The following is a 13,400-nucleotide window of genomic DNA, read 5'->3' as shown; positions in this document are numbered from 1 at the left end:
AAGCGAATTCGATGAAGCAGATGCTCGTCTCTACCGAATGAGCTGCTGAGCCGTATTTTTCATCTTTCACAATTTTGAAAGAATGGCGGTCCCGACGGGACTCGAACCCGCGATCTCCTGCGTGACAGGCAGGCATGTTAACCACTACACTACGGGACCAATTTTGGTTGCGGGGGCAGGATTTGAACCTGCGACCTTCGGGTTATGAGCCCGACGAGCTACCGGACTGCTCCACCCCGCGGCGATAAGAATACACAATTGGTGTAAGTGGTGGAGGATGACGGGATCGAACCGCCGACCCCTTGCTTGTAAGGCAAGTGCTCTCCCAGCTGAGCTAATCCTCCACGAAATTGCCTAGCAGCGACCTACTCTTGCAGGGGCGCTGGCCCCAACTACCATCGGCGCTGGAGGGCTTAACTTCCGTGTTCGGGATGGGAACGGGCGTTTCCCCTCCGCTATCACCACTAGGCAATGGCGACAAGTATTATTATAAGGGAATTGAGCTTATTGTCAAGGACTTTTTTTCATTCCTTCAAAACTAGATAACCGTTTCGGGAAGAAGCCGGGACGCTTTCACTTTTCATTGTCTAGCTCCGGCTCGCCGCCGCTCGCCTGCGCTTTTCGATGTCTAGTTCCGGCCGCCATCGGCTCGCGACGCTTCGGTCCTGCTGCGGCGGGCTAAGCCCGCTCACAGGCCCTCCAGCGCGCCTCGCCGATAAGCAGGCGGCCTCCACTTTTCTTGTTAGGTTAAGCCCTCGATCGATTAGTATCCGTCAGCTCCACGTGTCGCCACGCTTCCACCTCGGACCTATCGACCTCGTCATCTTCGAGGGATCTTACCCGCCTGACGCGGTGGGAAATCTCATCTTGAGGGGGGCTTCACGCTTAGATGCTTTCAGCGCTTATCCCGTCCGCACATAGCTACCCAGCGGTGCCCCTGGCGGGACAACTGGTACACCAGCGGTGCGTCCATCCCGGTCCTCTCGTACTAAGGACAGCTCCTCTCAAATTTCCTGCGCCCGCGACGGATAGGGACCGAACTGTCTCACGACGTTCTGAACCCAGCTCGCGTACCGCTTTAATGGGCGAACAGCCCAACCCTTGGGACCGACTACAGCCCCAGGATGCGATGAGCCGACATCGAGGTGCCAAACCTCCCCGTCGATGTGGACTCTTGGGGGAGATCAGCCTGTTATCCCCGGGGTAGCTTTTATCCGTTGAGCGATGGCCCTTCCATGCGGAACCACCGGATCACTAAGCCCGACTTTCGTCCCTGCTCGACCTGTCCGTCTCGCAGTCAAGCTCCCTTGTGCCTTTGCACTCTCCGAATGATTTCCAACCATTCTGAGGGAACCTTTGGGCGCCTCCGTTACCTTTTGGGAGGCGACCGCCCCAGTCAAACTGCCCGCCTGACACTGTCTCCCACCCCGCTAAGGGGTGCGGGTTAGAATTTCAATATCGCCAGGGTGGTATCCCACCGCCGCCTCCACCGAAGCTGGCGCTCCGGCTTCCCAGGCTCCCACCTATCCTGTACAAGCGATACCAAAATTCCATATCAGGCTGCAGTAAAGCTCCACGGGGTCTTTCCGTCCTGTCGCGGGTAACCTGCATCTTCACAGGTAGTATAATTTCACCGGGTCTCTCGTTGAGACAGCGCCCAAGTCGTTACACCTTTCGTGCGGGTCGGAACTTACCCGACAAGGAATTTCGCTACCTTAGGACCGTTATAGTTACGGCCGCCGTTTACTGGGGCTTCGGTTCGCACCTTCGCTTCCGCTAAGCGCTCCCCTTAACCTTCCAGCACCGGGCAGGTGTCAGCCCCTATACGTCGCCTTTCGGCTTCGCAGAGACCTGTGTTTTTGATAAACAGTCGCTTGGGCCTTTTCACTGCGGCTCGTTCGGGCTCTTCACCCAAACGAGCACCCCTTCTCCCGAAGTTACGGGGTCATTTTGCCGAGTTCCTTAACGAGAGTTCTCCCGCGCGCCTTAGGATTCTCTCCTCGCCTACCTGTGTCGGTTTGCGGTACGGGCACCTCTTCCCTCGCTAGAGGCTTTTCTTGGCAGTGTGAAATCGGGGACTTCCGGATGACTCCGTCGCCATCACCGCTTGGCCTTACAATCCGCGGATTTGCCTACGGATCAGCCTTGCGGCTTGGACAGGCTCTTCCAGCCGCCTGCTCGCCCTATCCTCCTGCGTCCCCCCATCGCTCAAACGGGAAGGAGGTGGTACAGGAATCTCAACCTGTTGTCCATCACCTACGCCTTTCGGCCTCGGCTTAGGTCCCGACTAACCCTGAGCGGACGAACCTTCCTCAGGAACCCTTAGGCTTTCGGCGCAGAGGATTCTCACCTCTGTTTTCGCTACTCATACCGGCATTCTCACTTCTAAGCGCTCCACCAGTCCTTCCGGTCTGGCTTCAACGCCCTTAGAACGCTCCCCTACCGATGACCAACGGTCATCCCGCAGCTTCGGCGGCACGTTTAGCCCCGGTACATTTTCGGCGCAGAGTCACTCGACCAGTGAGCTATTACGCACTCTTTAAATGGTGGCTGCTTCTAAGCCAACATCCTGGTTGTCTTTGCAACTCCACATCCTTTTCCACTGAACGTGCACTTTGGGGCCTTAGCTGGCGATCTGGGCTGTTTCCCTCTCGACCACGGATCTTATCACTCGCAGTCTGACTCCCGGGCATAAGTCGTTGGCATTCGGAGTTTGACTGGGTTCGGTAACCCGATGAGGGCCCCTAGCCCAATCAGTGCTCTACCTCCAACACTCTCCATCCCGAGGCTAGCCCTAAAGCTATTTCGGGGAGAACCAGCTATCTCCAAGTTCGATTGGCATTTCACCCCTACCCACACCTCATCCCCGCACTTTTCAACGTGCGTGGGTTCGGGCCTCCAGCCGGTGTTACCCGGCCTTCACCCTGGACATGGGTAGATCACCTGGTTTCGGGTCGACGACGACGTACTTTTCGCCCTGTTCAGACTCGCTTTCGCTGCGGCTCCGCCTCTTCGGCTTAACCTCGCACGCCATCGTCACTCGCCGGTTCATTCTACAAAAGGCACGCCATCACGCATGAACGCGCTCTGACTACTTGTAGGCACACGGTTTCAGGTTCTCTTTCACTCCCCTTCCGGGGTGCTTTTCACCTTTCCCTCACGGTACTGGTGCACTATCGGTCACTAGGGAGTATTTAGCCTTGGGAGATGGTCCTCCCTGCTTCCGACGGGATTTCCCGTGTCCCGCCGTACTCAGGATCCGCTCGGGAGGGAACGAAGTTTCGACTACAGGGCTGTCACCTTCTCTGGCCGGCCGTTCCAGACCGGTTCGTCTACCCCGTTCCTTTCTCACTCCCACAATGAGCGGTCCTACAACCCCAAGAGGCACGCCTCTTGGTTTGGGCTGTTCCCGTTTCGCTCGCCGCTACTCAGGGAATCGCGTTTGCTTTCTTCTCCTCCGGGTACTAAGATGTTTCAGTTCCCCGGGTGTGCCCTCCATGCCCTATGGATTCAGGCATGGATACTGCCCCATTACGGACAGTGGGTTCCCCCATTCGGACATCTCCGGATCAACGCTTGCTTACAGCTCCCCGGAGCGTTTCGGCGTTTGCCCCGTCCTTCATCGGCTCCTAGTGCCAAGGCATCCACCGTGCGCCCTTTCTAGCTTAACCTACAGCGCTCTCGGCTTCTTCCTTATTGTCTAGCGTCGGCTCGCCGCCGCTCGGGGTCAAATAACCTTCGCCTTCCGGGTGCAAGCACCCTTGCAGGCGAAGAACATTTGCCCATCGCGGCAACCCGCGAGCCTCCGCTTTTCCGGTTATCTAGTTTTCAAGGAACGATTTTTGTCATTGAGAGAACATGACTCGTTCCCTCAAAACTGAACGAAACGAAAGCGCTGTGTATCGACAGTTGGCCATTGCGGCCTCCACTTTTCGTCTTGTCTAGCTCCAGCGCCTGGCTCTCTTCTGCCAAATAACCTTCCCCCTCGGGGTGCCAGCACCCCTCCGGGTGAAGAACATTTGGCTTCGAGAGCCGAACGCGGCGCTTCCGCTTTTCGTCCTTAGAAAGGAGGTGATCCAGCCGCACCTTCCGGTACGGCTACCTTGTTACGACTTCACCCCAATCACTTGCCCCACCTTCGGCGGCTGGCTCCCTTGCGGGTTACCTCACCGACTTCGGGTGTTGCAAGCTCTCGTGGTGTGACGGGCGGTGTGTACAAGGCCCGGGAACGTATTCACCGCGGCATGCTGATCCGCGATTACTAGCGATTCCGGCTTCATGCAGGCGAGTTGCAGCCTGCAATCCGAACTGAGAGCGGCTTTTTGGGATTCGCTCCCCCTCGCGGGTTCGCAGCCCTTTGTACCGCCCATTGTAGCACGTGTGTAGCCCAGGTCATAAGGGGCATGATGATTTGACGTCATCCCCACCTTCCTCCGACTTGTCGCCGGCAGTCCCTCTAGAGTGCCCAACCGAATGCTGGCAACTAGAGGCGAGGGTTGCGCTCGTTGCGGGACTTAACCCAACATCTCACGACACGAGCTGACGACAACCATGCACCACCTGTCACCCTGTCCCCCCGAAGGGGGAACGCCCAATCTCTTGGGTTGTCAGGGGATGTCAAGACCTGGTAAGGTTCTTCGCGTTGCTTCGAATTAAACCACATGCTCCACCGCTTGTGCGGGCCCCCGTCAATTCCTTTGAGTTTCAGCCTTGCGGCCGTACTCCCCAGGCGGAGTGCTTATCGCGTTAGCTGCAGCACTAAAGGGTGTGACCCCTCTAACACTTAGCACTCATCGTTTACGGCGTGGACTACCAGGGTATCTAATCCTGTTTGCTCCCCACGCTTTCGCGCCTCAGCGTCAGGTGCAGGCCAGAGAGCCGCCTTCGCCACTGGTGTTCCTCCACATCTCTACGCATTTCACCGCTACACGTGGAATTCCGCTCTCCTCTCCTGCCCTCAAGTCCCCCAGTTTCCAATGACCCTCCACGGTTGAGCCGTGGGCTTTCACATCAGACTTAAGAGACCGCCTGCGCGCGCTTTACGCCCAATAATTCCGGACAACGCTCGCCCCCTACGTATTACCGCGGCTGCTGGCACGTAGTTAGCCGGGGCTTTCTCGTGAGGTACCGTCACCGCGCCGCCCTCTTCGAACGGCGCTCCTTCGTCCCTCACAACAGAGCTTTACGACCCGAAGGCCTTCTTCGCTCACGCGGCGTCGCTCCGTCAGGCTTTCGCCCATTGCGGAAGATTCCCTACTGCTGCCTCCCGTAGGAGTCTGGGCCGTGTCTCAGTCCCAGTGTGGCCGGTCACCCTCTCAGGCCGGCTACGCATCGTCGCCTTGGTGAGCCGTTACCTCACCAACTAGCTAATGCGCCGCGGGCCCATCCGCAAGTGACAGCCCAAAGGCCGCCTTTCAACCGAAGACCATGCGGTCTTCGGTGTTATCCGGTATTAGCTCCGGTTTCCCGGAGTTATCCCGGTCTTGCGGGCAGGTTGCCCACGTGTTACTCACCCGTCCGCCGCTGACCGAATCAAGGCAAGCCCCAATCCGGTCCGCTCGACTTGCATGTATTAGGCACGCCGCCAGCGTTCGTCCTGAGCCAGGATCAAACTCTCCAAAGAAAGTTGATTGGCTTTTGCTTCGGCCCATGCGGACCTCCGCTTTTCGTATTGTCCAGCTTCGGTCCGCCGCCGCTCGGGGTCAAATAACCTTCGCCTTCCGGGTGCAAGCACCCTTGCAGGCGAAGAACATTTGCCCGTCGCGGTGACCCGCGGACCTCCGCTTTTCGTCGCGCTTCGTTTCGTTCAGTTTTCAAGGAACGAGACCTCTTCTTGAACTTACTTCGTTGCAATCTTGCGCCGAGGAATCCAACTCCTCTGGACTCCCTCAAACGCAAATGTGTTTTCCGCTTCCTAAAGCGACCCTTACGTCATAGCATTTTTATTGTTTGTTGTCAACAGCCTTTTATTCATACCGCTCCGCAACATTTTCCCGGAGCGACAGCGATTTAAAATATATCATCGTTCGACAAGGAAGTCAAGAGCTTTTTTCGGCCGGGTTGCCTCCTTCCTTCAATGATCTTGGCAACTGACATTTGTATAAACACAATGAAATTCCTAATAGCATCCATCCTCTCACCGGCTCCCTTCCATTTTTGGGGATCAGCAGAAGGGGACCGTCAAAATTCTTTTTTTACAACGTGTAATACCGTTCGAGCATTGTATTTCCTTTTGTCGGCATTTCCACGACGGTTAGCACTTTCCTTTCGACAAGATACTCAAGCATGATAACAAGATCAACCGAGTAAGGCGCAAACTGCGGATGACCGGTCATTTCCTCAATGCTCCAAGCACCATTTTTTTCTTTCAGCGCTTCGCATAAATGAGAGGAACCTGATTCTACGTAAGAATGAATCAAAAATTCACTGGCCAGCAACAAAAGTTCCAGCCGTTTCGGAAGCGGTTCTTCACTTCCAACGAGTTCTTCATACAGTTTATAAATCCTTCCATCCATTCGCTTGACTTGATTCCATACGGTCACTTCCGGGTAAAGTCCGTGCTCGATTACGGTCAATCGCGCCAAATGACGGAGGGCTTGCACCATATGGTTGTATGAGTCGAGCCAATGCTTGGCGGCAAACAGCGCCTTGCCATCTGTATAATGGCGGATCAGTTTGGCAAACTCGAGTCCCATTTTCAATCGCCGTTCTTTAGGCGGGAATTGCTCAAGGCGCTGGCGCAACTGCTGAACATAGCCGTTTCGGTCAAACACGACTGTTCCGTTGAACACCCAGTCGACCGCCTTTCGATGTGACCCGAGAACAAGCCATTCATTTAACTGCCGTTCACTGACTGCATAAAGCACCGCCTTTTTCTCGTTTAGTGAATACTGTCTGAGAAGCATAGGCTCGCTTTGCGGGTCGACAATGACGAGCAGCACGACATCAAACGTATCCGTTGTTGCTGCATGGAAAGCCGTTTTTTCAATCATTAAAATTCCGTGCGTGTTGCAGCGGTTTGCCCATTCGTGACAGATGGGATGCAGCAATTCTTTCATACCTCGCATCCGTTGCAGAAAGCCGGCCGCGATATCCGGGCGGACAAATCCCTCAGATCTCCCAACATATCGATTGACAGACAACCATACGTTCCTATTTTGAGCCGGCTGTTTTTTCTGCAACGTTTTTTCCTCCCTTCCACCGTCATCAATCATCACATTGCGTTTGTGCAGATGTTCAAACAATGCTGTCAACGCCTGTTTCATTTCAGAAAGACCAGAATGCTTGCATCCATGAAACTGTCGTTTGTTGCCGTCATTCGTTATTCGACAAAAAACGAGGAATTCCTTTCTTTAAAACGTCGATTTTGTTGATTTCTTCTTCGCGATGGGACCCCGTTTTATGGTATAGTGGTCTATGTAGGAGGGACTGTGATGAGCATCAAATATTCGAGCAAAATCAACAAAATTCGCACTTTCGCCTTAAGCTTGATTTTTATCGGTGTCATTGTCATGTATCTGGGGCTGTTTTTTCGTACGTCCCCGGTCATCATGACGTTGTTTATGTTGTTTGGGATGTTGTTTCTTGTCGCCAGTGGCATTGTATATTTTTGGATCGGAACACTCTCGACGAGAGCCGTCCAAGTCGTTTGCCCGTCGTGCGGCAAAGTGACAAAAATGCTCGGACGCGTCGATTTATGCATGTTTTGCCGTGAACCGTTGACGTTAGACCGCGACCTGGAAGGAAAAGAGTTTGACGAAAAGTACAACAAAAAAAGAAAAAACTGATAGCCGCCTTGTGCTATCAGCTTTTTAATCCGAATGCGCCGGTGCCCCGCTTTTTTGACAGTCAGGGCAGACTCCGTACACTTCCATGCGATGATGGTCGACCTTAAAGCCGGTGACGTGAGCGGCAAGCTGCTCGACTTCATCAAGCGCTGGATAGTGGAAATCGACAATTTTGCCGCACTCTTCACAGATGACGTGATAATGATTGGAAGTGACGAAGTCAAACCGGCTTGATGAATCGCCATATGTCAGCTCTTTGACAAGCCCGATTTCTTTGAAGACGCGCAAATTATTGTAGACGGTCGCTACGCTCATATTCGGAAATTTCCCTTCCAGCGCTTTGTATATTTCATCCGCTGTCGGATGGGACATCGAGGTGATCAAATACTCTAATATCGCATGACGCTGCGGCGTGATGCGTATGCCCGTCTTTTTCAACATGTCAAGCGCTTCCTTCAGCTGCTCGTTGGTAGACACCGTCATGCACCTCACTCTCCGTATAAGATAAAAAAAATTATCATTTTATAATATTTGTAATTAGTCTACAAGGAGTATATGCCTTTTGTCAATATAGACTCCCATGACAAAAAAATTTCGTCACCATCGGAAGGATGAAAAGACCTCTATGTTGAATTTTACAACTTTACACATTTTGAAGTTCGGGTATTTTCAGGATAGATACCATTAATATATGGGCTCATCCATCTTTTTAACAAAAAAAAAGGGGGGTGGAAATCACTTCCACCCGCCGCATTTCCTTCATTTGAGGAGGTTACTATGCATTGTACGCAAAAACGTTATGATTGATTGGACACTCACCTAGACGATGCCAATCGGGCGACTTCCGCGAGCGCCTCATCGACGTGCCCCTTCACTTTCACCCCGCGCCATTCTTGAACCAACGTCCCATCGGGGGCGATAATGAACGTGGAGCGTTCGATCCCCATATACTCTTTGCCGAAGTTTTTCTTTTTCTTCCACACTCCGTACATTTCTGCCACTTCATGTCGCTCGTCGGAAAGAAGCAAAAACGGCAGTTTGTACTTTTCGATAAACGTTTCATGCCGTGCAACCGGATCCGGGCTCACCCCTAAAATGACAGCGTTCAGTCCGGCGAATTGCTCGTGACGGTCGCGAAAATCGCACGCTTCTGTCGTGCATCCAGGCGTCATATCCTTTGGATAAAAATAAAGGACGACATACTGGCCGCGGAAGTCTGAGAGCGAAACCATTTTCCCGTTGCTTGCCGGCAAGGTGAAATCTGGAGCTGGCTGGCCAATGGCGATCGTCATAGCGTTCCCTCCGTCTCCTTAATGTCTTCTTTTAGCGTAACGAAGACAGAGGAAAATTGCAACTGTCAACGGCGATCCGAGTCAAATACCGTGCGCGTGACGATAACAGCAGGCATAATGTAGCCAAGCAGCGCCTCGGCGATGGCGATCCACCGCCCGATGCCGACCGGGGTGACGTCTCCGTATCCGACCGACAGGAGGGTCATGCCGCTTAAATATAGACTGTCTTCCAGCATAGACAGGCGGTTTCCTGCTGCACTGCTTGGTGACGGAGTAAATACATGATGGCCGTTGGCTTGCAAAATCATATAAATCATCGCAAACCCTAGCAGCATCGTCCCATACCATTGAACGAGCACCCATAAACTGTCAAGGGAGAGGCGGTGCGTTGCTTGTACGCTCGCTGTCCAAAGCGAAGTGATGCTGCCGAGCAACACGGCGGTCACCACTCCGAGGAATGCGTAATCCATTCGCTTCCCTCCACAAATTGTCCGTAGTTCATATATACACCGTGAAACGGACAATTATGCGGGAATAAGCCGCCTTCCCAATCGGAACAGCGTGTCGCCCTCAGAGCCATACATCCCCCTGTTTGGACGAGAAAGACTGTCGGCACAACTTTTCGTTTGTTGCCTCATCGCGTAAAAGCACGGGCTAGCACGCTTTTTAATGTAGCTGCGCTATGATGGAATCGATTTTTTTCGTCATCATTCAATTCAATTTCGATCACCTCGCGGATGCCATTGCGGTTAATGACAGCCGGCACGCCGATGTAGACGTCGCGCTCCCCATATAGGCCATCGAGGTAGGCTGATACGGTCAAAATAGCGTTTTCGTTATGCAAAATGGCGCGCGTCACGCGGGCAAGCCCCATCGCAATCCCGTAGTACGTCGCTCCTTTTTTCTCAATAATTTGGTAGGCGGCATCGCGCACATTGACAAAAATGCGCTCGAGATCTTTTTGCGCTTCTTCCCCTTTGGACTCGACCAGCTTGCGGATCGGCATGACGCCGATATAAGCCTGGCTCCAGACCGGGAGTTCAGTGTCGCCGTGTTCCCCAATAATATAGGCATGAACATTTTGCGGAGCGACAGAGAAATACTCGCCCAACAAAAAGCGGAACCGCGCCGTATCTAAAATCGTCCCCGAACCGATCACCCGCTCATGCGGCAGGCCGCTGAATTTCCACGTCGCGTACGTTAAAATGTCGACCGGATTGGTGGCGACGAGAAACAGTCCTTGAAATCCGGATGCCATGACCGACTCAACGATCGAGCGGAAAATGGCAATGTTTTTGTCCACAAGATCAAGTCGCGTCTCGCCCGGTTTTTGGTTGGCGCCGGCGCAAATGACAACCAAATCGGCATCGCGGCAATCATCGTAATCGCCGTGCCAAATGTCAACCGGCTTCGGCGCAAATACTTTCCCATGGTTGAAGTCCATCGCATCGCCTATGGCCTTGCTTTCATTCGCATCGATGAGCACGATCTCATCGGCAATCCCTTGATTCATTAAGGCAAACACATAACTGGCGCCGACAAACCCGGCGCCGATGACCACTACTCGGGCTCCACCGTTGTTTTTCATTGCATTCATCCTCCCTCAATATAATGCGAACACTTTCATATAAATATTTTACGCGAAAGGCGCACCGCAATGCATGCGCGATTGTGGCGATTGTTTGACTATTGTTTGTCCATTTCATGACAGACGCCGCGGCAAACAACGGGAGCACTCAGCTCCCCGTCCCGCGGTACCTCCTGACCCCGGCGTTCCAGAGCATCACGGCGATGATGAAAAACAACATGCCGACAACCGGGGTCAAAAACGCATAACCATACCATTCCTGCTTATGGAGAAAATACGAAGCTGGATAAACGCCGACAAAGGCAAACGGCAGCACCCACGTTAATATATAGCGGATGACGCGGTGATAAATATCGACCGGATAGCGGCCGTAGCTGCTGATGTTGTACATCATCGGCATGATGGATGTGCGGGCGTCGGCAAAAAAACTGATCGTCGCCAGTGAAATGAAAATGCCGGCGTAAATCAATGCACCGCCAATCACAAGCAAAATAAACACGAAGACATCATACCAATGAAATGAAAGAGACAAGCGGCTGCCGGCATACAGCATAATGATCAGCCCGGGCACAGCGCCAAGCAACGATTCGAGCTCCATCCGCTCCAAAATGATCTGGAACAGGCTGTGAACCGGGCGCGTCAACACGCGATCCATTTCTCCCTGAACAATGTAGCGCTCGTTGAAATCCCATAGATTAAAAAAGGCGCCAAATACGGCGTACGGCACAAGGAAAAAGCCGTAAATAAACAACATCTCATCGCGCGACCAACCGTGAAGCAGCGTCGTATGGCCAAACACGACGAGCAAGAACACCAAGTTGACCGCCTGCGCCATGAAGTCGGACAACCATTCAATCAGCAAATCCGCGCGGTATTGCCATTTTGTCTTCATGTACTGGGCCATATATTGAAAAAAAACCGATACGTAAAACAAAGTCTACCCCCCTTGCACAACGAGCCGTTTTTTCGCCACCCGCCATAACAGCACAATCGGAAACCATAACAGCACGGACCATGCCGCCTGCAGAAGCAGGCCATCACGGACAGCAGCTCCTTGAAAACTTTCTGTGATGATCATGCTTGGAATGTAGCTGATGGCTTGAAACGGCATATACGCCATGAGCTGTTGCGCCCAATCCGGGTAAAACGACAACGGCAAAATCAGACCGGAAAATAGATCAATAATAAACCGTTTCGCCCTCAGCAGCCCTTCATTTCGGAACGTAAAAAATGTCACGACTCCCGCAAGCAAGTTCAGCTCCGAAAAGATGATAAAGCTGAATAGAAGCGACAAGCCGAAAGACAGCCATGTTTTGGCGTGTTCCGGAAACTCGAGCGGCAAAAAGAGCGATACAACCAGCAACCCCGGCAACGATAGGAAGAACAATCGGAACAGCCCTTCGCCAAGCCCTTGCACCGCTTTCATCCCTAAATAGCTGTACGGACGGATGAGTTCCGTCGCTATTTTTCCATCGCGGATTTCCATCGCGATTTCGCGGTCAAGGTTGTTAAAATAAAACGCTCGCGCCAGCCAGGAAATGGCGACATACGTCGTCATTTGCCCAAGCGACATTCCTTGCATCGATGATTTGCCGCCATAAATAGCCGACCAAAGGAAGTAATACGCTGAGATGTTAATGGCGTAAATCAAAATGCCAGTATAATAGTTTGTCCGGTAGGCAAGCATCATTAAAAAGCGGATGCGGATCATCTCGACATACTTACCCATTAGCCGCACCTTCTTGATAAATATTGCGGATGATCTCCTCCGTCGGCACTTCATGAATGTGGATGTCTTGCAGTGGATAGCGGGCGGCGACGCGGCTGACGACTTCCGGCACGCCTCCTGATGGAACGTGCGCCACCCAAACGTTCGGCTGTTCACCTTGTTTCCAATTAACATCCAATCCAGTTGTCAGCTCCTGCAAGGCAACGAGGGGGGCTTCTTCAACAAATGTAAACGAAATCCGTTTTCCTTGGCCCCATTTTTCTTTCAACTGCCCGAGCGAACCGTCATAAATGATTTTCCCTTCATCAAGCATAATCACCCGCTCGCAAAGCGCTTCAATGTCTGACATATCGTGCGTCGTCAGCAGGATCGTCGTGCCATACCGTTCATTCAATTGCTTTAAAAACTGGCGGATGTTCAGTTTCACCAGCACATCCAAACCGATGGTCGGCTCGTCCAAAAACAACAGCGGCGGGTTGTGAATGAGGGCGGCGGCGAGCTCGCAGCGCATCCGCTGGCCAAGCGACAGCTTGCGCACCGGCTTGTCAAGGAGCGGACCGATGTCTAGCATCTCGATGACTTCGCCCATATGACGGCGATATTGCTCATCGGGGACGCGGTATACTTTTTTTAACAGACGAAACGATTCTTGCACGGCGATGTCCCACCATAATTGCGAGCGCTGGCCGAAGACGACGCCGATCGTCCGCACAAATTTCTCCCGCTCTTTATGCGGATTCATCCCGTTGACGACAATGCGCCCGGATGTCGGCGTTAAAATGCCGGTCAACATTTTGATCGTCGTTGACTTGCCGGCGCCGTTTTCGCCAATATAGCCGACGATCTCTCCTTGCCTGACCGCAAACGAAATGCCGTCCACCGCCCGGATGGTCGCATAACGGCGCGTCCATAAATCGCGAAACGCTCCGACGAGGCCGGAGCGGCTTTTGTGCACTTTAAATTCTTTGCGCAATTGTTCTACTTCGATGGCGTTCATCGTTCTC

General features: G+C 52.9%; 10 protein-coding genes, 3 tRNA genes and 3 rRNA genes. 1 reads left to right on the top strand and 15 read right to left on the bottom strand.

The genetic code is table 11. The features are described from left to right. Positions 1-83: 83 nt before the first annotated feature. The 8 genes from NSQ51_RS02750 to NSQ51_RS02715 form a co-directional block, all read right to left on the bottom strand. A tRNA-Asp gene (locus NSQ51_RS02750) sits at positions 84-159 on the bottom strand. A gap of 5 nt (positions 160-164) precedes the next feature. Then, a tRNA-Met gene (locus NSQ51_RS02745) sits at positions 165-241 on the bottom strand. Positions 242-268: 27 nt separating this feature from the next. After that, a tRNA-Val gene (locus NSQ51_RS02740) sits at positions 269-344 on the bottom strand. An 8-nt stretch (positions 345-352) separates the two neighbouring features. Beyond that, positions 353-469: ribosomal RNA gene (gene rrf / locus NSQ51_RS02735) — 5S ribosomal RNA — on the bottom strand. 274 nt (positions 470-743) lie between these two features. Then, positions 744-3,671 (bottom strand): 23S ribosomal RNA (locus tag NSQ51_RS02730). Then, positions 3,666-3,794 (bottom strand): hypothetical protein, encoded by a 129-nt coding sequence (locus NSQ51_RS02725; RefSeq protein ID WP_268760403.1) that lies wholly within the window; start codon positions 3,792-3,794, stop codon positions 3,666-3,668. Before NSQ51_RS02725 ends, NSQ51_RS02730 begins: the two co-directional genes overlap by 6 nt. Before the next feature lie 270 nt (positions 3,795-4,064). Next, a 16S ribosomal RNA gene (locus NSQ51_RS02720) occupies positions 4,065-5,623 on the bottom strand. The 16S, 23S and 5S rRNA genes sit together here with 3 tRNA genes alongside, the layout of an rRNA operon. A 571-nt stretch (positions 5,624-6,194) precedes the next feature. Next, complete coding sequence (locus tag NSQ51_RS02715; RefSeq protein WP_121650124.1) at positions 6,195-7,058, bottom strand: nucleotidyltransferase-like protein; 864 nt, start codon at positions 7,056-7,058, stop codon at positions 6,195-6,197. A 375-nt stretch (positions 7,059-7,433) separates the two neighbouring features. Here NSQ51_RS02715 and NSQ51_RS02710 point away from each other — a divergent pair, with 375 nt between their 5' ends. After that, on the top strand, positions 7,434-7,787 hold the full coding sequence (locus NSQ51_RS02710; RefSeq protein ID WP_033016719.1) for a YgzB family protein: 354 nt from the start codon (positions 7,434-7,436) through the stop codon (positions 7,785-7,787). A gap of 24 nt (positions 7,788-7,811) precedes the next feature. Here the strand turns inward: NSQ51_RS02710 and perR are convergent, their stop codons facing one another. From perR to NSQ51_RS02675, 7 genes are all read right to left on the bottom strand, one after another. Beyond that, complete coding sequence (gene perR, locus NSQ51_RS02705) at positions 7,812-8,270, bottom strand: peroxide-responsive transcriptional repressor PerR (protein ID WP_033016718.1); 459 nt, start codon at positions 8,268-8,270, stop codon at positions 7,812-7,814. A gap of 332 nt (positions 8,271-8,602) precedes the next feature. Next, positions 8,603-9,079, bottom strand: a complete 477-nt coding sequence (gene bcp / locus NSQ51_RS02700) for a thioredoxin-dependent thiol peroxidase (protein WP_033009906.1) — start codon at positions 9,077-9,079, stop codon at positions 8,603-8,605. A gap of 65 nt (positions 9,080-9,144) precedes the next feature. Continuing rightward, a complete protein-coding gene (locus NSQ51_RS02695; protein ID WP_033016717.1) occupies positions 9,145-9,549 on the bottom strand; it encodes a potassium channel family protein in 405 nt (134 codons plus the stop codon). A 164-nt stretch (positions 9,550-9,713) separates the two neighbouring features. Beyond that, entirely contained in the window at positions 9,714-10,667 is a 954-nt protein-coding gene (locus NSQ51_RS02690; protein WP_033016716.1) for an L-lactate dehydrogenase, read from the bottom strand. Positions 10,668-10,815: 148 nt separating this feature from the next. Beyond that, entirely contained in the window at positions 10,816-11,601 is a 786-nt protein-coding gene (locus tag NSQ51_RS02685; RefSeq protein WP_049624102.1) for an ABC-2 family transporter protein, read from the bottom strand. A gap of 3 nt (positions 11,602-11,604) precedes the next feature. After that, on the bottom strand, positions 11,605-12,396 hold the full coding sequence (locus NSQ51_RS02680) for an ABC-2 family transporter protein (RefSeq protein ID WP_049624101.1): 792 nt from the start codon (positions 12,394-12,396) through the stop codon (positions 11,605-11,607). After that, positions 12,389-13,393 carry an ABC transporter ATP-binding protein gene (locus NSQ51_RS02675; protein WP_049624100.1) on the bottom strand — a complete coding sequence of 335 codons (1,005 nt, stop codon included), beginning with the start codon at positions 13,391-13,393 and terminating at the stop codon, positions 12,389-12,391. The genes NSQ51_RS02680 and NSQ51_RS02675 overlap by 8 nt, the downstream gene beginning before the upstream one ends. Positions 13,394-13,400: the final 7 nt, after the last annotated feature.

The organism is Geobacillus sp. FSL K6-0789 (assembly GCF_038593135.1).
GTDB lineage: Bacteria > Bacillota > Bacilli > Bacillales > Anoxybacillaceae > Geobacillus > Geobacillus stearothermophilus.
Note: the sequence above shows the minus strand (reverse complement) of the source record. Positions and strands in the feature narration are given on the sequence as shown.